The following is a 22,728-nucleotide window of genomic DNA, read 5'->3' as shown; positions in this document are numbered from 1 at the left end:
CCGACGGAGACAGGAGCATCCCATGTCCACCCTCGGCAATATCGTGATCACCGGCGGCGCGTCCGGACTCGGCGCGGCAACCGTCGAGGTCGTGCGGGAGAACGGCGGCACGCCCCTGGTCATCGACCGTGCCAAACCCAAATCCGACGTCGAGTTCGTCGAAGCCGACCTGTCCGACACCGCCTCGGCCGAAGCCGCCGTCAACGAACTGGCCCGCCGCGCAGGCGGCCGCATCGACGGCGTCTTCACCGCAGCGGGCACCGACGCGTGTGGCACGCTCGACGAGGTCTCGGTCGCGGACTGGGAACGCGTCGTGCACGTCAACCTGCTCGGCACCGTCGCCGTCGTCCGCGCCGCCCTGCCCTTTCTCAAACAGAGCAAGGGAACCGTGGTGACCTGCGGATCCACCCTGGGCATCAAGGCCGTTTCCGATGCGACCGCCTACTGCGCCGCGAAGTTCGGCGTCGTCGGCTTCACCAGAGCGCTGGCCACGGAGACCGCAGGCCAGATCGGGGTGACCCTGCTGATTCCGGGCGGCATGCACACCGCGTTCTTCGACAACCGCACCGAGCAGTACAAACCGCCGCCGGACGCGAAGCTGAACCAGCCGGAGGACGTCGCCCGCACCGTGGCCTTCGTCCTCAGCCAGCCGCCGGGATGCGAGATCAGGGAACTCGTCGTCTGCTCGTCGGAAGAGTCCTCGTGGCCGTGAGCGACTCCGTTCTGGTGTTGCGGGCGCTGGGCATCGGGGACCTGCTGACCGGGATTCCCGCGCTGCGCGCGCTGCGCCGCCACCATCCCGACGCCCGCCTCGTGCTGGCGGCGCCGGAGAACCTGCGTGCCCTCGTCGACCTCATCGACGCGGTGGACGAACTGTTGCCGACCGCCGGACTCGGCGCCCTGCACTGGTCGGAGGCCCCGCCTGCGGTGGCGGTGAACCTGCACGGCCAGGGTCCGCAGAGCATTCGCGATCTACGCAAGGTGCGTCCCGGCACCCTGCTCACCCATCGCCACCCCGACTATCGGGGGGTGCCCGGCCTGGAATGGCGGGACGACGTCCACGAGGTCGACCGCTGGTGCAGACTGCTGGATTTCGGCGGGATGGATGCCGATCGCGCCGACCTCCACCTGCCGCGACCGGCCGGTTCGAGCCCCCGGCCGGGAGCCGTCGTCATCCATCCCGGCGCGGCGTATCCGGCCCGCCGCTGGCCGCCGGATCGCTATGTCGAGGTGGCCCGCGCCCTGCGATCCGAGGGACACGAGGTCGTCATCACCGGGAGCCCGGCCGAACAGGACTCGGCCACGGACATCGCCCGCGCCGCCGGACTACCGGATTCGGCGGTACTGGCCGGACGGACCGACCTCGCCGGACTCGCCAGGCTCGTCGCCGACGCCACGCTGGTCATCTGCGGCGACACCGGAGTCGGCCACCTCGCCACCGCCTTCAGCACGCCCTCGGTGTTGCTGTTCGGCCCGACGCCGCCGAAGCTGTGGGGCCCGCCGGCCACCGCCGAGCAGCACATCGCCCTGTGGGTGGGCGACGTCGGCGACCCGCACGCGGACCGGCCGCATTCGGGGCTGCTCATGCTGCTGCCGAACCGGGTCCTGGCCGCCGCACACGAGCTGCTGCCCGACCGGGTGCACCATGGTTAGCCATCTCGGCGTGGTCGGCGCAGGGTATGTGGGACTCACCAGTGCCGCATGCCTGGCCCACCTCGGTTTCCGAGTGACCTGTGTGGACAACGACGTCGCCAAGGTCGACCGACTGTGCGCGGGCGAGGTCACGATCGCCGAGCCGGGACTGGCCGATCTCGTGGTGGCCGGACGGACCCGGAGCCGTCTCGATTTCACCACCGACATCACCACGCTCGCCGGCGTCGACCTGGTTCTGCTGTGTCTACCCACCCCGATGGGCCCGGACGGCGCCTGCAATCTGGACGTCTTCGAATCGACCCTGGCGATCCTCGGCGGCGTACTGCGCCCCGGCTGCGTGATCGTCACCAAGTCCACCGTGCCGCTGGGCACCGCAGGCCGGGTGCCCCGGTTGCTCGGCCGCGCGGATCTGCCGGTGGTGAGCAATCCCGAGTTCCTGCGCGAGGGGCACGCGGTCGAGGACTTCCTGCATCCCGACCGGGTCGTGATCGGCGCCGACGCCGCGTATCGGGACGCCGCCGAGGAGGTCGCCGCGTTGTATGCCGAAACCGGGGCCCCCGTGCTGCACACCGACCCCGCGACCGCCGAGGTGACCAAGTACGCCAGCAACGCCTTCCTCGCGATCAAGGCGTCCTATGTCAACGTGCTCGCCGAGCTGTGCGAACGCGTCGGCGCCGACGTCACCGAGGTCACCCATGCCATGGGCCTCGACGATCGGATCGCACCGGATTTCCTCACCGCCGGGCCGGGTTGGGGCGGGTCCTGCCTGCCCAAGGACACCAGCGCGCTGCTGCGGGCCGCCGAGGAGGCAGGCGTGGACTTCGCGCTGGTGCGCGATGCGGTGAAGGCCAATGCGCGGCAGCAGGCGACGGTGGTGCGCAAGGTGCGCTGCGCGGTCACCGGCTCGGCCGACGGTTCACTGGTCGGGGCGCGGATCGGCATCCTCGGCCTGGCCTTCAAAGCGGGCACGGGGGACCTCCGCGACTCCCCTGCAATCGCGATCGTCGAGGCGTTGGCCCGCCAGGGTGCGATCCTCACCGCCTACGACCCGGCGGTGGGGGCGGCTGTCGGTCTCGGCATCCACGGGGTCGGCGTGGTCTCGGACCCGTACCTCGTCGCGGAGGATGCGGCAGCGTTGGTCGTGCTCACCGAATGGCCCGAGTTCCGCACCCTGGATTGGACGGCGCTGGCCAGGGCGGTGCGGCATCCGGTGGTGGTCGACATGCGCAACGTGCTCGATGCGGCCGAGCTGGCGACGGCGGGGTTCCGGCGGGTCGGGTTGGGGACGAGTGCTGAGCCGATGGCTTGACGGGCGGAACGGTTGCGGGGGCTCGGTTGACGGGCGCCTGCTGCCTGCGGACTCGGGAAATTCGGTTGCTCCGATTGGAGCAATCTGCGAACGTCTGCGCCCGTATGGGGTCGGTGGGCGCAGGTTGGGGAGGATCAGCGTGAGCGGGGTTCGAGAGCCTGATCGATTGGGATCGCATACCTTGCGCGATGGCCGTCGGCTGGCATGGGCCGAGTGGGGTCCGAGCGATGGTGGTCCCGTGCTGTTGTGTCCCGGCGCGGCGACCGGGCGTTCCCTCGGATTCGGCGGCGACGACGTCGACACCCTGGGCGTGCGGCTGGTATCGCTGGACCGGCCCGGTCTCGGCGCCTCCGATCCCGCGCCAGGTAGGACTCTGACCGATTGGGCCTCGGATGTTTCCGAGGTGATCGAGGCATTGGAGCTGACCACGGCTTCCGGCGGTAGGCCTTCGATGGTGGGCTTCTCCCAGGGTGCGCCCTTCGCGTTGGCCTGCGCGGCAGCGGGACTCGTCTCGGCCGTCGCACTGGTCTCCCCCACCGACGAACTCGCCGCGCCCGCGATCGTCGAACTGCTCCCGCCGCAGGTCCGTGACCTGATCACCATGGCGACCACCGACCCGGCTGCGGCCGAGGCCTCCTTCGCCGGTTTCGCCGATGCGACGTCGATGCGCGAGATGGTGACTCAGATGAGCGGTCCGGTGGACCGCGCCGTCTACACCGCCCCCGAATTCGACGCCGCCTACCGCCGGGCGCTGGCCGAGGGCTTCGCCCAAGGCCCGGCGGGATACGCCCGCGACACCCTGCTCTCCATGTCCCGCTGGCCATTCGACCCGGCCGAGATCACCGTCCCCGTGACGCTCTGGTTCGGCGCCCACGACACCAACCCCACCCACTCCCCCGACCTCGGCCGCACCCTCGCCGAGCGACTGCCCAACGCCCAGCGCAGCGAACTACCCGACGAGGGCGGATCGCTGCTGTGGAAGCGAGCGGGGGAGATTCTGCGGGGAGTGGTCGGAGCGGGGTAGGGCGTCGGCGAGATATCCCCTCGTCCAGCTGCATGGTTACCGGCCAGAGCACGGCACCACCGGCACGCCGTGGAGCATGTGGCCAAGAACCCCAGGGTTCCCCGCACGCCACGAACCCGTGCTCGGGGACCTGAGCGCAACACGCCGAGACAGACGTCATCACAGGTCAGCGCACCCTTTGAGGAAAATGCCGGGCCCTTATGCGGAGGCTCGACGTCGTAAGACAGGATGAACCGTTAGCCCCGCGCACGCGGGGAGGAATCGGTGCCCGCCCCCAGCCGTCTACACGTCTGCCCCCGCGCACGCGGGGACCCCTCGGCCGACCTCTCTTCCCGCACGCGCGGCGGTACAGCCTCGCCCGTTCCTCGCCGCCAGGGAGAGTTGTGTCCGACTCGTTCGTCCATCTACACGTCCACACCGAGTACTCGATGCTGGACGGAGCCGCCAAGGTAGCGCCGCTGTTCGCCGAGGCCGAGCGGCTGGGTATGCCCGCCGTCGGTATGACCGACCACGGCAACATGTACGGATCGGCCGAGTTTTACCGGCAGGCGAAGAAGCGGGACATCAAGCCGATCATCGGTATCGAGGCCTACATCGCCCCGGTGAGCCGCTTTCACAAAAAGCCGGTGTTCTGGGGTGAGAGCAACCAGCGCTCCAGCGACCAATCCGGTGAGGGCGGCGACGTCTCCGGCGCGGGCGCCTACACACACATGACGATGCTCGCGGGCAACGCCACCGGGCTGCGCAACCTGTTCAAGCTTTCGAGTCTGGCTTCTTACGAGGGCTACTACCGCAAGCCCCGAATGGACCGGGAACTCATCTCAGAGCACGCCGAGGGGATCATCGCCACCACCGGCTGTCCCTCCGGCGAGGTGCAGACCCGGCTGCGGCTGGGCCAGCCGCGCGAGGCGATGCAGGCGGCGTCGGACTATCGGGACATCTTCGGCGCCGAGAACTTCTTTCTGGAGTTGATGGACCACGGGCTGCCCATCGAGCGATCGGTGCGCGAGGGCCTGTTGCACATCGGTCGCGAACTCGGACTGAAGCCGTTGGCAACCAACGACTCGCACTATGTCACGCAAGATCAAGCCGATACCCACGGCGCGTTGCTCTGCGTCCAGTCGGGTAAAACCCTCACCGACCCGACCCGCTTCAAGTTCGACGGCGACGGCTACTACCTGAAGTCCGCCGATGAGATGCGGGCCTACTGGGACACCGAGGTACCCGGCGCCACGGATAGCACGCTGCTCATCGCCGAGCGTGTCGAGTCCTACGACGAGGTCTACGCCCATGTCGACCGAATGCCCCGGTTCCCGCTCGCTGAGGGAGAGACGGAGAACAGCGTTCTACGGGCCGAGGTCGAACAGTTCACGCCAGCCCGCTTTCCGAACGGATTGACCCAGGAGTACCAGGACCGCATCGAGCGGGAACTCGGCGTCATCGCCCAGATGGGATTCCCGGCCTACTTCCTGGTGGTCGGCGACCTTGTCCGGTGGGCCAAGGACCAGAAGATCGCCGTGGGTCCGGGCCGGGGTTCTGCCACCGGATCGCTCGTGGCCTACATCCTGCGGATCACCGACCTCGACCCGATCGAGCACTCTCTACTGTTCGAACGGTTCCTGAACCCCGAGCGCATCTCGATGCCCGACATCGACCTCGACTTCGACGAGCGCAGGCGCGGCGAGGTCATGGACTACACGGTCGAGAAATGGGGCGCGGAGAACGTCGCACAGGTCATCACCTACGGCACCATCAAGACCAAGGCCGCCATCAAGGATGCCGCCCGCGTCCACTACGGCCAGCCCGGATTCAGCATCGCCGACCGGATCTCCAAGGCGCTCCCCCCGCCGGTAGCAGCCAAGGACATCCCGCTGGCAGGCATTGTCGACCCCAGTCACGAGCGATATGCGGAAGCCAGTGAGATCCGTTCTCTGATCCAGAGCGATCAGGAGGTCTCGACCATTTTCGAGACCGCCCGAGGTTTGGAGGGTCTCACCCGTAACGCGGGCGTGCACGCCTGTGCGGTGATCCTCTCCTCGCAGCCGCTGCTCGACGTCATCCCGCTGTGGAAGCGCGATGACGGGTCGATCATCACCGGCTGGGATTACCCGGCTTGCGAGGACATCGGCCTGTTGAAGATGGACTTCCTCGGGCTGCGCACCCTGACGGTCATCGACGACACGATCAAGGAAGTCGAACGCAACCACGGGATCCAGATCGACCTCGAGACCCTGGGACTCGACGACAAGGCGTCCTATGAGCTGCTGAGTCGGGGCGACACCCTGGGCGTGTTCCAGCTCGACGGTGCCGCGATGCGGGACCTGCTGCGCCGTATGCAACCCAAACACTTCGGTGACATTGCCGCTGTGATCGCCCTGTACCGACCCGGTCCGATGGCCGCGAACGCGCACATCAACTACGCCGAGCGCTCGAACGGCAGGCAGAAGATCACGCCCATCCACCCGGAGCTGAAGGACGCTCTGGAGCCGATTCTGGGTGAGACCTACCACCTGTTGGTCTACCAAGAGCAGGTCATGGCCATCGCCCAGCAGCTCGCCGGATACACCCTGGGTGGCGCGGACCTGCTGCGACGGGCCATGGGTAAGAAGAAGAAAGAGGTCTTGGAGCAGGAGTTCGAGAAGTTCAACAAGGGGATGCTCGGCAACGGCTACTCGGAGGAGTCGATCCAGACGCTCTGGGACGTCATGTTGCCCTTCGCGGGCTATGCGTTCAACAAGTCCCATACCGCCGGTTACGGGCTCGTGGCGTACTGGACCGCTTTCCTCAAAGCCAACTACCCGACTGAGTTCATGGCAGCTCAACTCACGTCCATCGGCGGCGACAAGGACAAGTCCGCCGTGTACCTGGCGGAGTGCAGGCGCTTGGGCATCAAGGTCCTCGCACCGGATGTGAACGACTCCGGGTTGCACTTCGCCGCCGTCGGCAAGGACATCCGCTTCGGCTTGGGCGCGGTACGGAACGTGGGCGCCAACGTCGTGCAATCGATCGTCTCTCGCCGCAAGGAAAAGGGCCGATACACCTCGTTCACCGATTTCCTGGATAAGGCCGAGATCGTGGCCTGTAACAAGCGGGTTATCGAATCACTGGTCAAGGCAGGTGCCTTCGACTCCTTCGATACCTCGCGTCGCTCCCTTTTCGAACATCACGAGGCGGCGGTCGATGCCGTGATCGGGCTCAAGCGCCAGGAGGCGCTCGGCCAGTTCGACCTGTTCGGTGGCGGAGACGAGGACGGCGGTGCGTCCGCCGAGGCCTCGCCGTTGGCCCACCTCAACTTCTCCTCGGACGAATGGCCGCGTAAGCAGCTACTCGCCTACGAACGGGAGATGTTGGGCCTCTACGTGTCGGCGCATCCCTTGGACGGTGCGGAACGCATCCTGCGCAAGCACGCGCCGAAGGCGATCGCGACCATTGTGAACGAGGCGCCGAAGGAGGGTGAGGTCGTCGTCGCCGGGATGATCTCCAGCGTCGATCGCCGGGTGAACAAGCAGGGCGAGCCGTGGGCGATCGTCACCATCGAGGACCTGGATTCCGCAATCGAGGTGCTGTTCTTCCACAAGAGTTACAGCGTCCTGCACGAGGATCTGATCCCCGACTCCTCGGTCGCGGTCAAGGGCCGGGTGAACTGGCGCGAGGACAAGATGTCGATCTTCGGCTCGGGTGTGGTCCAGCTCGACATCAGCGCGGCCGAGACCAATCCCGGGGTGGCACCTGCCGTGATGTTGCGGGCCGAGGCCCACCGACTGACCCGCGACGTCGTCGGCGAACTGCGCAGCACCCTGCTGGCCCACCGGGGCGATGCCCCGTTGCGGTTGGTCCTGGTGCACAACGACGCCGAGGAGACCTACGAGGTCGAGAAGTACCCGGTCGAGTTCAGCGGCGCCTTCGCCGCCGAGCTGAAGGCGATCCCCGGTCTGACGGTGGTGTCGTGAGCCGCTCTCCGGGAAGCTCAGGCACCGAGCAGACTGCGTAGGCCTCGCTCCACCGCGAGGAAATCGTACAACGAGGTATCGATCACCGCCTCGATCTCGGCTTCGTCGACGGCGGCGCGCATCGCGTCGCCGTCGACGAGACCCAAGTCCACCAATACCGACTCCTCGATCACCTGCTTCGCTAACGACAGTCCACCGAGACGTAATCCACGCTGCATCACACCCGCGAAGTTCTCCCGCAGCGCCGGATAGACCACGTCATTACTCAGGCCGAGTCGCTCGAGCCAGACCCGCGCCAACCGCTTCGAAACCCGCCAATCCATAGGCAACCATTGCCCGAACAAGACCAGCTCCGGATCGCACAACGGGGAGACCGGCCACCTACCGGCGCGGAGAAAGATCGGGTTGCGGCAGGCGAAGGCCAACAAGGATGTCTCGTGAAGGACGCTGACCGGCGCTAGATCCTCGTCGATCGACGGAAGCTGTTCTCGTGCTCGGTGTCCTAGCCAGCGTGGTGGTTTCTGCGCACACCGGCGGCCGAAATCGGACCGTTCGGCACTCCGTAACGCAAGCATCTCGTCGCCGCCGATGCCGGTGAACACAACGGGCTCCGACGACGTCATGAGAATCCGATGTAGGGCCTCGGCATAGGGCTCTTCGCCTGGGTTCGCAGCCCTGGGACCAGCTGGATCGAATGGCCGGCACGCCGGGATCGACACATCACGCAATGAGCGAAACCGGACGAGTTCAGCGCGTCGACGGCGTTGCTGGGCTGCTGCTTCTCCCTCGATACTCAGGCCATAGCTTGCTAGACCAGGACTTCCCGCAGCCAAGGTCAACGCGACCAAAGCCGAGTCCAGTCCGCCCGAGAGTTCCGCGACCGCACTCTCGCTGGTCACTTCACGGCGGCGCACCGCCTGACCGAGCAGTGAGTCGAACGCATCGAGAACCGGAGCGTCAGGACCGACACTCCGTGCCCGATATCGAGGAGCAGCTTGCGGATAGCAGGATTCCAGGCTGCCCGCTCGAAACTCGACAGAAGATCGTTCTGTGAGTTGAACGACCGATCGGGCTATGGTGTTCCGGGTGTAGCGGTGCCGCCGTGTCAAGAGTCGACTGAGTTCGCGGAAATCAAGTTCGGACGAGACAATATGTGGCCGCAGATCGTCGAAATCCCATGATGCATGCAGGCGGCTGTCGCGAGCAGCCAGATACAGCGGAGCGGTGCCCCACGCTCCGGCATGCAACCGAATAGCAGGCCATTCGAATTCGACCACGACGAACTCGACCGAGGTACGCCGCAGTTGGTCGAGAGCGTTCACCCAGTTTTCAGGCTTGATGCGGCTGATCGGTCCTTGCCATGGCGCCGTATCCGGCATTCGCTCCCGAACTATCACGGCTGTTCGGACCCCATCCGTCACGAGCAGCGATTCGAGGGCTGGGTTACTGAGCGGCTCTATCCAGCCACATCGAGCCGTCCATCGTCCGGACGACCACGACCAGAGCGGCCGATCGGGCACGATCGCCAGCTGAAGCTTGAGCACACAACCTCCAGGTTCGGGGGCGAGCCGGTACTGCCGACTCACCCCCGGTCCGTCAATCCTCGTCCTTGTACCCCTGGTCTTCGCTTCCAGCAGGCTTGCGCAGGTAACGCTCGACTGCCTCAACGGTCTCGATGATAGGCGGACTGTCGAAGAGGTCTTCCATCTCGGCCATGTGGTTTCACCTCCATTCTGGTTGAATCACGGATAAGTTGCGTGTGGTCACAACTCATCGACGCACAGGGTGCCCATCGTCGATAGGTCGGAGAACAAGCCTAAGTAATCGAGATCCAGCCATGCACTCCATGATCACCGTTGGATACGGGAGTTTCGACGCCCATTGGGTCTAGCCCCATCGGGGCTTCTCCGAGCGTCCAACCTTCGAGAACGGGATTTGCTCGTACAGTGCGGACGTTGGGCGGCCACAGCCGATACGGTATGAATTCCCGCGTCTCGACTAAGCAACGGCGGTAGACCGTGAGCAGCCGACGAAAGCACTGCCAGTTCTGTGGAGCATCGACACACACCAGTACGGCGTGCAGCACGTACGTGGCCGAGTTGAGCGTGTGCAAGCCGATTCCCCCGGGGTTCTTCGATGATCCGGGTATGCGCACAGCGCTGGCCCACTACGACTTCGGGGCTGTGTTCCTCGCCGTGCGGAGCCACACCGGGATGTCGCAACTGGAACTCGCCGATTTGCTCGGACTCTCTCAGTCTCGAGTTTCCGCCGTCGAGCGTGGTGAACGCAGACTCACGCATGTGAAGCTGGCTGCCCGGATGGCCACTGCCCTGCGTATCCCAGCTCAGCGTTTCGGATTCCCAAGCCGACCCGATGAACTCGATAATGCTCATGTCAAGGAGGCGAGTTGGTTGGAACGCCGAGACTTCCTCAACCTGGTCACAGCGGCCGCGCTCGGATCAAACCTGCATCCGGAGATCTCGCGGCTTGGCGAACTGCTCCCTTGGAGTACCGAACCGGTTCCCCGATCACGCATCGGGGCAGCCGATGTCGATGCGATCGAAGCCATGACCGACGGTTTCCGTCGCCTCGACCTCGCCCATGGCGGTGGGTTCTGTCGAGCAGCAGCGATCGCCCAACTTCAGCAGGTTCGACGACTGAGAGATGCCATCTGCTCCCCTGCGGTTCAGACACGCCTCGTCGTAGCCACGGCGGAACTCGCCTCGACGGCAGGTTGGATGGCCTACGACGTCGATGATCACAACACGGCGCGTCGTTTGTGGGCCTTTGCGCTTGCCGAAGCTCAGCACAGCGCGAACCACCCTCGGGCTGCGGACCTTGCTGTCGGGCTTCTGCTCGACATGGCGCATCAAGCCCTGCATCTCCAACGCCCAGACGAGGCCCTTCGGTTGACGCAGCTCGCTTCGGCGACGGCCTCGAATCGACAGTTTCCGGTCAACGTGATCACCGAGGGATACATATCAACCGTGCTCGGGTGGTGCCGGGCTTCACTGGACGAGCCGCAGGCCGCAGTTCGCGCGATCAGCCAATCACAGGAGCTATACGGGCGCACCGAACCCGGCGCGGTGCCGCCGTGGGCCTCGTTCGTCACGGACGCAGAGATCACTGCGCAGCAGGGCCACGCCCTTTATCTACTCTCGTTGAACCGCCCCGAGTTCGCGGCCGAAGCCGCAGATCAGCTGACCTTCGCCGTGGACGAGTACAGCGCCGACCACGAACGAAGTCGTGCCATGGTGCTGGCACCGTTGGCATGCACACATTTTCGGAACGGCGATCTGACGGCGGCAGTCGCCACCGGTCATCAGGCAGTGAGCGCAATCGCTGAGCTCTCCTCGACCCGTGGCCGTGCTCGCCTACGAGTACTCGATGCCGTAGCCGCCCCTTTCGCCCCCGCCCCGGAGATCATCGAACTACGGCAACGGATTCACTCGTTCCTTCATTCTGCGGCTTAGCAGACACGTCTGGCCGCACATAACTCCCCGGTCCGACGTACCCACCCCTCACTCCAGGTGGGCCAGGGACGTGATGACGCGTTCGGCGATGTCCTGGGGCCAGGGGAAGGCGACGGTCACCGCGCGTTGGTGGGCGAGGCCGTGCAGTCCCAACCACAGCGCGACGGTGTCGACGGCCAGGTCGTTGCTCGTGGAATAGCCTGCGGCGACGCATTCGCCGAGCACCGTGCCGAGTAGGCCCATGCATTCGTCGCCGAGGGCGGCCATGTCGTCGGCGGTCACGGAGGTCTCGCTCAGGGCGGGCATCCATACGCCGCCGAACATGACGCGGTAGCGGCCGGGCCGCTGCTGGGCGTAATCCAGGTAGCAATCGCAGACGGCGAACAGGCGGCGGCGGGGGTCGTCGCCTGCTTCGGCCGCCGCGACGTGCAGTTTCGCGGCGAGTTCGGCGAAGATCTGTTGGACCACGGCGAGCATGATGTTCGGCTGATCGGGGAAGTGTCGGTAGATCGACGGGGCGGCGATCCCGGCGCGGCGGGCGACCGAGCGCAGGGTGATGGCACTTTCATCGCCGGTCTCGTCGAGCAGTTCCGTGGCTGCGGCGACGATCTCGTCGCGCAGTCGGCCCCCCTCACCTCGACGGTTGCGGGTCCGCGTCGGAGTCGTGCCCGAGTCATCAGCCATCCCCTGAGGTTACACCTGAAAGCTTATAGCCGTTAGCTCTTGCGGTACGTGACCTTACGGTCGTAGCCTTACGCCTGTAAGCATTCGAGTCCGACCCAGGAGCGTCCGTCATGACCAGCACCGCGCTTACCCGCACCACCGAGATCGTGTTGCCCGGTGAAGTCGAGCCGACCGGACTGCAGGTCACCGAACGCGATCTGCCCGCACCCGCCGCCGGTCAGGTCGCCCTGCGGATGGAGGCGACCGGGGTGTCGTTCGCCGAGCAGCAGATGCGACGCGGCAAGTACTACGACCAGCCGCCGTATCCCTTCGTCCTCGGCTACGACGTCGTCGGCACGGTGACGGCCGTCGGAGCGCGGGGCGACGCCGCGATGGTCGGCCACCGATACGCCGCCGTCACCAAGATCGGCGGTTGGGCCAGCCATCTGCTGCTCGACGCCGCCGATCTGGTCGCGGTACCGGACGAGGTGGGCTCGGCCGCCGCCGAGGCCGTCGCGGTCAACGGGGTCACGGCGTGGCAGATGTTGCATCGCACCGCCAAGGTCGCCGAAGGCGGCGCGATCGTGGTGCTCGGCGCCAACGGCGGTGTCGGTTCACTGCTCGTGCAGTTGGCCCGGCAGGCGGGAATCACGGTGATCGGGACGGCGTCGACACGGCATCACGACCTGCTGCGCGAGCTGGGTGCGACGCCCGTGGACTATCGGGAACCGGACATGTACCAGCGGATTCGGGCGCTCGCCCCCGAAGGCGTGGACGCCGTGTTCGACCACGTCGGCGGACCCGGCCTCACCGAATCATGGAAGCTGGTGCGCAGGGGCGGGACGCTGGTCTCCTACGGCACGGCGGCGACCAAGGACGTCGCCGGCAATTCGCAGCTCCCGGTGTTGCAGTCCTTCGCCCGGCTGGGGATGTGGAACGCGCTGCCCAACGGCAAGAACGCCTACTTCTACAACTTCTGGGCGGGTAGGCGGGACCTGGATACCTTCCGAGCTCGGCTGCGCGGCGACCTCACCACGGTGCTCCGGCTGGTGGCCGAGGGGGTGCTCACCCCGCAGATCGCCGCGGAGTTCCCCTTGAACCAGGCCGCGTCCGCGCTGCAGCTGGCCGAGTCGCGCACCGTCGCGGGCAAGGTCGTCATCGTCGCGTAGCCGACCCCCGAAGGCAGTCGGTACGGCGGCGCGATGCAGACGCGAGCAAAGATCAGGACACTTGATCTTGCGGACTGGTGGACTCACCACGTTCGCAGCCGATGATGCTCGAATTCCGAACCCGGAGCCCAACACATGCGAATGCTCTTCAGTGCCGTCTCCGCCTACGGGCACATCCTGCCGTTGGCGCCGCTGATGCAGGCGGCTGTCGATGCAGGTCACGACGTTGCCCTCTTAACCAGCGAGGGCGTCCGGCCGCTGGCGGCGAACGAACTGGCCGCCGAGGTCGAACTCCTGGGGGTCTGCGCCGAAGCGGAGGACCATATCGCCGAGGCGGCCCGCCGGTCCGGCGGCGATCCCTTCCACCCGACCCCCGAGGTGATCGGCGAGGTCTTCGGTAACACCCGCCTGATCCTCGACGCGGAGAACGGCCTCTCGGCGGCCTCGACGTGGGCACCGGATCTGATCGTCGCCGAACTCTTCGACACCGTCGGACCGATGATCGCCGCGCGAATGGAACTGCCCTGGTACCAGGTCGGCATCGGGCCCGCGCTCCCCGCAGTGCTGGCCGGTGAGATCGACCGATCCGTGCTGCCGCACTACGAGCGCGCGGGCGTGAAGCCCGTACCCGCCGCCGGCTACCTCGATACCTGTCCGGCTGCGTTGCAGGACCCGGAGTGGGTCAGCGAGATTCCGGTGCTCCCGGTTCGGGTGGGCGCCCATCGCAGGCCGAACCCTTCGGGCATCGAGCTCCCCCGCTTCACCGATCCGTCGAAGCCCACCGTGTTGCTCACCCTGGGGACGGTGTTCTCCGAGGCGTCGACCTTGGCTGCGCTCTGCTCGGCGGTCGCGCAGGCCGATGTCAACGTGCTGGCCACGCTCGGGGTCGTTCTGGAGGAGTCGCCGGAGGTCACCGGTCGTGGTGAGGTTCGGTTCGTGCCGTTCGCGCCGTTGGAGGAGCTGCTGAAGGACGTCACGTTGGTGGTGGCCGCCGGTGGTTCCGGGACGGTGCTGGGCACGCTGAGCCGTGGCATCCCGCTGGTGTTGTGGCCGCAGGGCGCCGACCAGCCGATCAACGCGGCCCGGGCGGCTGCGGCGGGCGTGGCGTTGGTGGCGGGCTCGGCGGACGAGACCAGCGAGGCGGTGGCCCGTGCCCTACAGGATGAGCAGCTGCACACCAGGGCCGCGCAGGTGGCGGCGGACAACGAGCTTCGACCCACGCCCGCCGAGATCGTCGCGACCCTGACGGCCGGCTCGCGTTAGGACTCGGACCGAGAATATCCACCGCTGACCGAACACCTGTTCTTGCGACACCCGGTCGGCTCGCTGCGTAGCCGCTGTCGAGCCGACCGGCCGCGTCGGCCCGTTCTTCGGGCCGGGTAGCTCCTCTCGCACGATCGACCGCGATCCCCGGGCGACCCGCCCTGGTCGAGCCTGCCCTTCTCCCTTCTCCCGCACGCGTTTCTCCGTGCGATGAATCCTTGGCATGGAAAGGAATTCCGTGACCCCGAAAACGAGATCCGAGCGTCCCCGTAGGCGCTGGGCGCGATGGAGTCTAATCACGATGGCGGCACTGTTCGCCGGGACGCTCGGCGCCGCCGGGATCTATTTTCTCCAGGCTAGAATCGATACGGTCGGCGCTGTCGATTTCGATACCGAGCTGACGATTCCGCCGCTGGCCGAATCGGAGCAGGACGATTCCGGTGCGCGGGTGTTCGACCTGACCATTCAGTCCGGTGCGACCGAGTTCGTGGCGGGCGGTGCGACCGACACCTGGGGCGTCAACGGCACGTTCCTGGGCCCGACGATCCGCGCGCAACGTGGGGAACGGGTCGAGTTCGCCGTCACCAACGATGTCGACGAGGAGACCTCGATCCACTGGCATGGGATGCGGCTGCCTGCCGAGATGGACGGCGGCCCGCACCAACCGATCATGCCGGGCGAGACCTGGCGTCCGCATTGGACGGTGGACCAGCCCGCCTCGACGCTCTGGTATCACCCGCACGTGCACGGCAAGACCGCGGCGCACACCTATCGCGGGGTGGCGGGCATGTTCATTCTCGACGACGAGAACACCGCGAGCCTGAATCTTCCTGCGGACTATGGCGTCGACGATATCCCGCTGATCGTGCAGGACCGAAAGTTCGATGCGGACAATCAGTTCGACGACTCCATTCCGTTGGGCAGCACCTCGGGAACTCTCGGCGACGAGATTCTGGTCAATGGTTCCCATGGCCCCTATCGGGAGGTGACGACCCGACTGGTGCGCTTGCGGTTACTCAATGCCTCGAATGCGCGGATGTACAACTTCGGTTTCTCCGATGATCGACCATTCCAGCTCATCGGTACCGACGGCGGGCTGCTCCCCGAAGCATGGGAGACCGATCGAATCCAGTTGTCGGCGGGTGAACGCGCGGAGATCGTGGTGGCCTTCGAACCGGGCGATACCGTCGAGCTGCGGTCGTATGCGGCCGAGTTCGACCTCGGCGACCAGACAGCCGATCGGCTCAGTGGGGAGCAGGACGAGCTCGACATCGTCCAGTTCCGGGCCGCCGATGCCCTGGCCGATGAGACCGAGATCCCCGAGACGTTGGCGCCCGCGCCCGATCTCGGTACCGAGAACGTCGCCGAGGTGCGCACCTTCGATCTGGAGGGACGCAGCATCAACGGACAGCAGATGCAGATGGACCGCATCGACTTCGGGGTTCGCGAGGGAGACACCGAGGTCTGGGAGGTCACCAACCACAACGGCTATCTGCACAACTTCCACGTGCATGACGTGCAGTTCCAGGTGGTGGACGTCGATGGCGTCGAGCCGCCGCCGCAGCTGCGCGGGTGGAAGGACACCGTGCTGTTGGTGCCGGATCTGCGCTATCGGTTGGCGATGCGGTTCAGCGACCACACCGATCCGAATGTGCCCTACATGTTCCACTGCCATCTTCTGACGCACGAGGACGAGGGGATGATGGGGCAGTTCGTGGTGCTGGGCGAGGATGAGGAGATCGGTCGGGTGCCGCAGCACGGCGGCCACGACCACGGCGACTGACCGCGCGAACGCCGCCGAGCCGCCGAGGTCGCCCGGTCAGCTGGTCGGCACCGGAGTCAGCAGGGTGCCCTCGGCCATGAAGTGGTGCAGGTTGCGGAAGGCCAGATCGCCCATGGCCTCGCGGGTCTCGGTGGTGCCGCTGGCGATGTGTGGCAGCAGCACGACCGAATCGAGCCCGAGCAACTCGGCGGGAACGTTGGGTTCGTCGACGAAGACGTCCAGTGCCGCGCCCGCGATGCGGCCCGCCACCAGCGCTGCCACCAGGGCCGGTTCGTCGACGACGCTGCCTCGGGCGACGTTGACCAGGAAGCCCTGCGGCCCGAGGGCGGTCAGCACCTCTTCGGAGACCAGACCACGGGTGCTCGCCCCGCCTGCCGCGGTCACCACCACGACGTCGGACTCGGCGGCCAGCGTGGTCGCCGAATCGACGTACCGGTAGGAGGCCTCGGCCACCGGGCGGCGGGAGTGGTAGACGATCTCGGCGTCGAAGCCGGTCAGTCGGCGGGCGACGGCCTGGCCGATCCGGCCCAGGCCGAGGATGCCGATCCGCTTGCCGCTCACCTTGGTGGTGAGCGGATAGGCGCCGGGTTTCCAGTCGCCTCGGCGCACATAGCGGTCGGCGGCGCTGAGTTTGCGCATCACGTCGATCAGCGCGCCGACGGCGAGGTCGGCGACGCAGTCGGTGAGGACGTCGGGGGTGTTGGAGACGTCGATGCCCCTGCTGCGGGCGCGGGCGACGTCGGTGGTCTCGTAGCCCACGCCGAAGTGCACGATCGCGCCGAGGTTGGGCAGCGCGTCCATCAGTTCGTGGCTGACCCCGATCCGAGCGGTGGTGACGACCGCGACCACCTCGGCGCCGCGCTCGGCGAGGAAGGCGGCCGGATCGTCCTGTTCGGACAGCACCACGGTGCGGTGGTTCGCGGCGAGCGAGGCCGTCAACGAGGGCAGCAGCGGGATGGTCTGTAGAACGATGCCCTCGGATGTCGGAGTGGCCGTCACGTCGATCTCCTTGCGTTCTTCATCGGCGTGGGCCGCAGGGAGTCGTCGGCGCTCCCGCCGGTCGCTGTCCGCAGTCCGGTCGGGCGAGGGCGGCGGGGCCACACCTGGAATTGGGGCGCAGGCGGCGACAGTAGATGACTACCATCGCCGCCTGCGAGTTCGCTTCGGCCGATGCCGTCGTCAGTCGCGGCCGAGTTCGCCGTCGATCCGACGCCAGAGGCCGAGGGTGTTCTCCCGTCGAAGCTCGACGGGCAACAGGGCGTCCGGGACGTTCTGGTAGCTCACCGGGCGCAGGAATCGCTCGATCGCCAGGGTGCCGACCGAGGTGGTGGCAGGCGCCGAGGTCGCGGGGAACGGCCCGCCGTGCACGACGGCGTTGCCGACCTCCACGCCGGTGGGCCAGCCGCCGAAGAGCACCCGACCGGCCAGCACCTCCAACACCGGCAGCAGGTCGGCGACGACCGGGTGGTCGCTCTCCTGGGCGTGCACGGTGGCGGTGAGCTGACCTTCGAGGGAGGTGAGGATCTCGTGGAGCTGGTCGAGGTCGCGCACCCGCACGATCAGCGAGGTCGCACCGAAGATCTCGTCCCGCAGCGATTCGTCGGCGAGGAAGGTCGCGCCGTCGGTGGTGTAGAGACCCACCTGTCCGCAGGCCGCGATCTCCTCGTCGGTCGGTCCGCTCGCCACCTCGGTGACGCCGGGCCGCGCGGCGAGCTGCTCCACGCCCTGCTGGTAGGCCTGCTGGATTCCGGTGGTCAGCATCGGCGCGGCCGGCGCCAGTCCGACCGCGGCCCTGGCGGCGGCGACGAACTCGTCGAAGCCGGTGTCCTCGCCCTCGCCCGCCACCGCGAAGACCAGGCCGGGGCTGGTGCACAGCTGTCCTGCGCCGGTGGTGACCGAGACGATGAACTCGCGGCCCAGGTCGGCACCGCGTTCGGCCAGCGCGCCGGGGAGCAGCACGACCGGGTTGACGCTGGACATCTCGGCGTAGACCGGGATCGGCACCGCTCGTTGCGCTGCGGCGGCGACCAGGGCCAGCCCGCCGGAGCGGGAGCCGGTGAACCCGACTGCCGCGATCGCGGGGTCCTGAACCAGGGCCGTGCCCAGTTCGCGGCCCGCGCCGAAGAGCAGCGAGAAGGTGCCCTCGGGGAGTCCGTGCTCGGCGACGGCGGCCCGGATGGCGCGGCCGACTAATTCCGAGGTGCCGGGGTGGCTGCTGTGTGCCTTGACCACCACGGGCGCACCGGCGGCCAGGGCGGAGGCGGTGTCGCCGCCTGCCACCGAGAACGCGAGCGGGAAGTTGCTGGCGGCGAACACGGCCACCGGGCCGAGCGGCACCTTGCGCTGGCGCAGGTCCGGCTTGGGCAGCGGGACCCGGTCGGCGTTGGGGGTGTCGAGTCGGACGCCGAGCCAGTCGCCTGCCCGCACGGTGGTGGCGAAGAGGCGCAGCTGGTTGACGGTGCGCGCCAGTTCACCGCGTACTCGGGCCTCGGGGATGCCGCTCTCGGCGACGACCCGCTCGACGAGGACGTCGCCGAGGGCGTCGATGTTGCCCGCGGCGGTGTCGAGGAAGGCGGCGCGCTTCTCCAGGGAGGTCGCCCGGTAGACGCCGAAGGCCTCCTTGGCGAGCCGGGTGGCGCGGGCCACCTCGGCGGCGCCGCCCAGCCCGTAGGCCGGTTCCAGGGATTGGCCGGTGCGCGGGTTCACGCCGAACACGGTGCCCTGCTCGCCGTGGACGTCCTGGGAGCCGATGAGCATCGAGCCGGTGAGGGTCGCGGTGGCGGAAGCGTCGGTCGAAGAGGTCATGCCTTGGTCACCTTCGTCACGAGTGCGGTGAGGTCGTCGAGTTCGGCCGAGGTCAGGTCGGTCAGCGGCGGCCGGACCGGCCCGGCGCTGCGACCGATGACGGTCAAGCCTGCCTTGACGATGGACACCGCATAGCCTGCCCGACGATTGCGGATGTCGAGGTAGGGCAGCACGAACTCGTCGAGCTTGCGGTACACCGTCTCGGCGTCCCTGGCGCGCACGGCGGCGTAGAACTCCACGGCCCACTCCGGCAGGAAGTTGAAGATCGCCGACGAGTAGGTGGTGACACCCATCTCGAGGTAGGGCAGCGCGTAGGTCTCGGCGGTGGGCAGTCCGCCGATGGACAGCAGGCGGTCGCCCAGCCGCGCGTAGATGCGGGTCATGAGGTCGACGTCGCCGATGCCGTCCTTGAACCCGATGAAGTTCGGGCATTCGTCGGCGAGTCGTTGCACGGCGTCGAAGCCGAAGGCGGCGTTGGCCCGGTGGTACACGACCACACCGAGCGAGGTGGCCGCGCAGACCGCCTTGACGTGCTCGACCAGGCCGTCCTGGGACAGTTCGGTGAGGTAGGGCGGCAGCAGGAACACGCCGTGCGCGCCTGCGGCCTCGGCGTCGCGGGCCATCGCGACGGCCTGGGCGGTGCCGTAGCCGGCGGGTGCGATGACCGGCTTGTCCCCGGGCATCGCGGCGACGGCGGCGCGCACGATGCGGCCGACCTCGTCGGGGACGAGGGAGAAGAATTCACCGGTGCCACCTGCGGCGAACAGGCCCGAAGCGGCGTACGAGCCGAGCCAAGCGATGTGGTCGCGGTAGCCGTCCTCGTCGAAGGCCAACTCCGCTGTCGCGTGCGTGACCGGGAAGGACAGCAGGCCCGTGCCGAGGGTGGTCCGCAGTTCCTCTGGGGTGTACAGCGTCATGGCTCAGGCTCCAGTGTCGGGGGACTCCCGCCGAGGCTAGGGAGTTCCCCGATACCTGTCTAACACGATTAACGCATTGACTGATACCTTCTCTGCATCGAGGAGGTTTCGATGGCCGCACCGTTCACGTTGGAGCAGCTCCGAGGCTTCGTCGCCGTGGCCGAGGAAGCCCACTTCGGGCGGGCCGCGGCGCGCTTGCAGATGACGCAGCCGCCGTTGAGTCGCCAGGTCCAGAAGTTGGAGCGTTCGCTGGGCGTCGACCTGCTCGTCCGGACCACCCGCGCCGTGTTGCCCACCCCGGCGGGCGAGGCCTTCCTGACCGAGGCCCGGCGCATCCTGAATCTGGCCGATGCCGCGCCATCGGCAGCTCAGCACGCCGCCGACGGGGCCACGGGTTCGTTGCACATCGGTTTCACCGCGGTCACGGCGTTGACCGTGTTGGGCAGCTGGATCAAGGTCGCCAACACCCGGTTGCCCGCCGTCCGACTCACGCTCACCGAGATGGTGACCAGGGACCAGGTGGAGGCCCTGCTGGCGGGCGAGTTGAGCGTCGGACTGGTCCGAGGCGTGGCCGCCACCGATGTGCTCAGCGTCCGACGCGTCCACGCCGAGAGCCTGGTGCTGGCCTGCCCCGGCGGGCATCCCCTGACCACGCTGGGCAGGCCGCCGACCCTGGCCGACGTCGCCGAGCACGCCGTCATCACCTACAGCCCCGTCGAGGCCCGTTACCTGCACGAACTCGTCATCACGGTGTTCCGCAACGCCGGCGTGGAGCCACGCTACGTGCAGCGGATCGGCCAGGTGCAGAGCCTGCTGGCACTGGTGGACGCGGGCCTGGGGGTGGCACTCGTGCCGAGGTCGTCCTCGCGCCTGCGACTGCCCAATCTGGCCTTCACCGAGATTGCGGGTCTTGCGCCCGACCTCGTCGAGGCGCAGTGTGCATGGCGTAGCGACCACGACGATCCGGCGCTGGCTGCGCTGCTCCGACTGACTGCGCTCTGATCCGGTCGAACTCTTGACGGCCTTTGGCCTCAAGCCTACGGTCTGTCTACCCATACAGACCAAGTGCGCGTTTGTAGACACTCTGGCGCCAGACCGGCCCGATCAGCACCCACCACGACTCCCGGAGAGACGATGCTGTCTTCCGTGCACCGCCCCGTCCACATCGGACGGTCCCGAGCCAAGAGCGGACTCGCCGCGATGCTGGTTCTCGCTTGCACGGCCACGACCGCGTGCTCCGTGGCCAACAGCGACAGCGCGGGTGACGCGGGCGACGCCGGGGACTCCCTGCGCATCGTGCTCGCTCAGGAACCGCCGACCCTGGAACCCTGCGAGGCATCACTGACGTCCACGGGCGTCGTCACCCGCTCCAACATCAGCGAACCGCTGATCGAGCGCGATCCGACCACCGGTGAGCTGGAACCACTGTTGGCCACCGAATGGGAGCAGGACTCCGACACCGAGTGGACCCTGCAGGTCCGCGACGACGTCACCTTCCACGATGGTGCCGAGTTCACCGCCGAGGATGCCGCCTTCTCCATCGACCGCGCCGTCAACTCCACGTTGGCCTGCAACGTCGAGGGCTACGTCTTCGGTGACGACGACTTAGGTATCGAGGTCGTCGACGACACGACGCTGACCATCACCACCGCGCGTCCCGACCCGATCCTTCCGTTGCGGTTGAGCTTCATCGAGGTCGTGCCGCGCACCACCAGCACCGAGGCCAAGGTCCGCGAACCCATCGGCACCGGCCCGTACGCGGTGGCCTCCTGGGAGACCGGCGTCTCCATCAACCTGCAGCGTCACGACGACTACTGGGGCGAGGCCCCGGACTTCGGGCGGGTCCGCTACGTCTGGCGGTCCGAGTCCAGTGTGCGCGCGGCGATGATCGCCACCGACGAGGCCGACATTGCCACGGCGCTCAACCCGGAGGACGCCACCGAGGAGAACTCGCTGCCGTACCCCAACAACGAGACCACCGCCCTGCGATTGGACGGCACCCAGGCGCCGTTGGACGACCTGCGGGTGCGCAAGGCCATCGGATTGGCCGTCGACCGACACGGCATCGTCGATGCCCTATTCGATGGTCTGGCGCAACCGGCCGCGCAACTCGTACCGGAGGGCGTCGTCGGCTACAACCCCGAGTTGACGGCCGCACCGGCCGATCCGGAGGCCGCCCGGGCATTGGTCGAGGAGGCCGCCGACGACGGCGTCCCGGTCGACCGCGAGATCACGCTGATCGCTCGCAACGACATGTTCCCGAGGGTGGCCGAGACCGCCGAGGCCCTGCAATACCAGCTGGCGGAGATCGGCCTACAGGTGAAGATCCAGATGGCCGACACCGCCGCCCACCTGGAATATCAGCTCCGCCCGTTCCCCGAGGACGTCGGGCCGGTCGCGCTGCTGATCATGCACGGCAATCAGGCCGGTGACGCGGGCTTCACCACCAGCCAATACCTGATCTCCGACGGCCCGCAGTCCACCTTCGGCACCGATGCGCTGGACGAACAGGTCGCCGAGGCCGACGAGGCCCTCGACGACGAGCGACAGGACGCGTTCGCGGAGGTGTTCGCCGAGCAGAACGAGTCCGTCGCCCAGTACGCCCACCTCGCCCACATGCAGGGGTTGCTGGGCATCTCCCCTCGGGTGTCCTACGAGCCGAACTCCGCCACCGGGGACGAGATGCGTCTCGCCGACATCCGGTCGCAGCGCTGAGAGG

Annotated in this window: 16 protein-coding genes; 11 read left to right on the top strand and 5 right to left on the bottom strand. The window is 67.4% G+C overall.

Features of this window, described 5'->3' with window-relative positions:
- Positions 1 to 22: 22 nt before the first annotated feature.
- The 5 genes from BKA25_RS07610 to dnaE all read left to right on the top strand — a co-directional run bounded on the left by BKA25_RS07610 (position 23) and on the right by dnaE (position 7,936).
- The gene (locus BKA25_RS07610) at positions 23 to 712 is read left to right on the top strand and encodes an SDR family oxidoreductase (protein ID WP_069850985.1); all 690 of its coding nucleotides are present in this window, start codon (positions 23 to 25) and stop codon (positions 710 to 712) included.
- A complete protein-coding gene (locus BKA25_RS07605) occupies positions 703 to 1,653 on the top strand; it encodes a glycosyltransferase family 9 protein (RefSeq protein WP_084643262.1) in 951 nt (316 codons plus the stop codon). The genes BKA25_RS07610 and BKA25_RS07605 overlap by 10 nt, the downstream gene beginning before the upstream one ends.
- Positions 1,646 to 2,962 carry a UDP-glucose dehydrogenase family protein gene (locus BKA25_RS07600; protein WP_069850987.1) on the top strand — a complete coding sequence of 439 codons (1,317 nt, stop codon included), beginning with the start codon at positions 1,646 to 1,648 and terminating at the stop codon, positions 2,960 to 2,962. Before BKA25_RS07605 ends, BKA25_RS07600 begins: the two co-directional genes overlap by 8 nt.
- 166 nt (positions 2,963 to 3,128) lie before the next feature.
- Positions 3,129 to 3,986: an alpha/beta fold hydrolase gene (locus BKA25_RS07595; RefSeq protein ID WP_236750335.1), complete on the top strand. Its 858-nt coding sequence runs from the start codon at positions 3,129 to 3,131 to the stop codon at positions 3,984 to 3,986.
- Between the two features lie 383 nt (positions 3,987 to 4,369).
- Complete coding sequence (gene dnaE / locus BKA25_RS07590; protein ID WP_257786067.1) at positions 4,370 to 7,936, top strand: DNA polymerase III subunit alpha; 3,567 nt, start codon at positions 4,370 to 4,372, stop codon at positions 7,934 to 7,936.
- A gap of 17 nt (positions 7,937 to 7,953) precedes the next feature.
- Here dnaE and BKA25_RS07585 read toward each other — a convergent pair whose 3' ends face one another.
- Complete coding sequence (locus tag BKA25_RS07585) at positions 7,954 to 9,480, bottom strand: asparagine synthase-related protein (RefSeq protein ID WP_157421187.1); 1,527 nt, start codon at positions 9,478 to 9,480, stop codon at positions 7,954 to 7,956.
- A 603-nt stretch (positions 9,481 to 10,083) separates the two neighbouring features.
- Between BKA25_RS07585 and BKA25_RS07580 the strand changes: the two genes are divergently transcribed.
- The gene (locus BKA25_RS07580) at positions 10,084 to 11,409 is read left to right on the top strand and encodes a helix-turn-helix domain-containing protein (protein ID WP_157421188.1); all 1,326 of its coding nucleotides are present in this window, start codon (positions 10,084 to 10,086) and stop codon (positions 11,407 to 11,409) included.
- 48 nt (positions 11,410 to 11,457) lie between these two features.
- Here the strand turns inward: BKA25_RS07580 and BKA25_RS07575 are convergent, their stop codons facing one another.
- Complete coding sequence (locus tag BKA25_RS07575; RefSeq protein ID WP_069850993.1) at positions 11,458 to 12,093, bottom strand: TetR/AcrR family transcriptional regulator; 636 nt, start codon at positions 12,091 to 12,093, stop codon at positions 11,458 to 11,460.
- A gap of 110 nt (positions 12,094 to 12,203) precedes the next feature.
- Between BKA25_RS07575 and BKA25_RS07570 the strand changes: the two genes are divergently transcribed.
- The 3 genes from BKA25_RS07570 to BKA25_RS07560 all read left to right on the top strand — a co-directional run bounded on the left by BKA25_RS07570 (position 12,204) and on the right by BKA25_RS07560 (position 16,287).
- Positions 12,204 to 13,241 (top strand): medium chain dehydrogenase/reductase family protein, encoded by a 1,038-nt coding sequence (locus tag BKA25_RS07570; RefSeq protein ID WP_069850995.1) that lies wholly within the window; start codon positions 12,204 to 12,206, stop codon positions 13,239 to 13,241.
- 135 nt (positions 13,242 to 13,376) lie between these two features.
- Positions 13,377 to 14,504, top strand: a complete 1,128-nt coding sequence (locus BKA25_RS07565; RefSeq protein ID WP_069850997.1) for a glycosyltransferase — start codon at positions 13,377 to 13,379, stop codon at positions 14,502 to 14,504.
- Positions 14,505 to 14,805: 301 nt separating this feature from the next.
- Positions 14,806 to 16,287 carry a multicopper oxidase family protein gene (locus BKA25_RS07560; protein WP_069850999.1) on the top strand — a complete coding sequence of 494 codons (1,482 nt, stop codon included), beginning with the start codon at positions 14,806 to 14,808 and terminating at the stop codon, positions 16,285 to 16,287.
- 36 nt (positions 16,288 to 16,323) lie between these two features.
- On the opposite strand, the gene BKA25_RS07555 is transcribed toward BKA25_RS07560, so the two are convergent.
- The 3 genes from BKA25_RS07555 to kdgD form a co-directional block, all read right to left on the bottom strand.
- Entirely contained in the window at positions 16,324 to 17,286 is a 963-nt protein-coding gene (locus BKA25_RS07555) for a 2-hydroxyacid dehydrogenase (protein ID WP_069853920.1), read from the bottom strand.
- 180 nt (positions 17,287 to 17,466) lie between these two features.
- Complete coding sequence (locus BKA25_RS07550) at positions 17,467 to 19,092, bottom strand: aldehyde dehydrogenase (NADP(+)) (RefSeq protein ID WP_069851000.1); 1,626 nt, start codon at positions 19,090 to 19,092, stop codon at positions 17,467 to 17,469.
- Entirely contained in the window at positions 19,089 to 20,009 is a 921-nt protein-coding gene (gene kdgD / locus BKA25_RS07545; RefSeq protein WP_069851002.1) for a 5-dehydro-4-deoxyglucarate dehydratase, read from the bottom strand. The genes BKA25_RS07550 and kdgD overlap by 4 nt, the downstream gene beginning before the upstream one ends.
- 111 nt (positions 20,010 to 20,120) lie before the next feature.
- Between kdgD and BKA25_RS07540 the strand changes: the two genes are divergently transcribed.
- Both BKA25_RS07540 and BKA25_RS07535 read left to right on the top strand, forming a co-directional pair.
- Positions 20,121 to 21,011: a LysR family transcriptional regulator gene (locus BKA25_RS07540; protein WP_069851003.1), complete on the top strand. Its 891-nt coding sequence runs from the start codon at positions 20,121 to 20,123 to the stop codon at positions 21,009 to 21,011.
- A gap of 132 nt (positions 21,012 to 21,143) precedes the next feature.
- Positions 21,144 to 22,724: an ABC transporter substrate-binding protein gene (locus BKA25_RS07535; RefSeq protein ID WP_069851005.1), complete on the top strand. Its 1,581-nt coding sequence runs from the start codon at positions 21,144 to 21,146 to the stop codon at positions 22,722 to 22,724.
- Positions 22,725 to 22,728 lie beyond the last annotated feature (4 nt).

The organism is Actinoalloteichus hymeniacidonis (assembly GCF_014203365.1).
GTDB classification, from domain to species: Bacteria; Actinomycetota; Actinomycetes; order Mycobacteriales; family Pseudonocardiaceae; genus Actinoalloteichus_A; species Actinoalloteichus_A hymeniacidonis.
The sequence above is the reverse complement of the archived record's forward strand: the minus strand, read 5'-3'. Positions and strand labels throughout refer to the sequence as shown.

Bases quoted from the DNA above. Each gene is read 5' to 3' on its own strand.
- BKA25_RS07610 (WP_069850985.1), top strand. From the start codon at position 23: ATGTCCACCCTCGGCAATATCGTGATCACCGGCGGCGCGTCCGGACTC.
- BKA25_RS07600 (WP_069850987.1), top strand. From the start codon at position 1,646: ATGGTTAGCCATCTCGGCGTGGTCGGCGCAGGGTATGTGGGACTCACC.
- BKA25_RS07580 (WP_157421188.1), top strand. From the start codon at position 10,084: ATGCGCACAGCGCTGGCCCACTACGACTTCGGGGCTGTGTTCCTCGCC.
- BKA25_RS07575 (WP_069850993.1), bottom strand. From the start codon at position 12,093: ATGGCTGATGACTCGGGCACGACTCCGACGCGGACCCGCAACCGTCGA.
- BKA25_RS07570 (WP_069850995.1), top strand. From the start codon at position 12,204: ATGACCAGCACCGCGCTTACCCGCACCACCGAGATCGTGTTGCCCGGT.
- BKA25_RS07565 (WP_069850997.1), top strand. From the start codon at position 13,377: ATGCGAATGCTCTTCAGTGCCGTCTCCGCCTACGGGCACATCCTGCCG.
- BKA25_RS07560 (WP_069850999.1), top strand. From the start codon at position 14,806: ATGGCGGCACTGTTCGCCGGGACGCTCGGCGCCGCCGGGATCTATTTT.
- BKA25_RS07550 (WP_069851000.1), bottom strand. From the start codon at position 19,092: ATGACCTCTTCGACCGACGCTTCCGCCACCGCGACCCTCACCGGCTCG.
- kdgD (WP_069851002.1), bottom strand. From the start codon at position 20,009: ATGACGCTGTACACCCCAGAGGAACTGCGGACCACCCTCGGCACGGGC.
- BKA25_RS07540 (WP_069851003.1), top strand. From the start codon at position 20,121: ATGGCCGCACCGTTCACGTTGGAGCAGCTCCGAGGCTTCGTCGCCGTG.
- BKA25_RS07535 (WP_069851005.1), top strand. From the start codon at position 21,144: ATGCTGTCTTCCGTGCACCGCCCCGTCCACATCGGACGGTCCCGAGCC.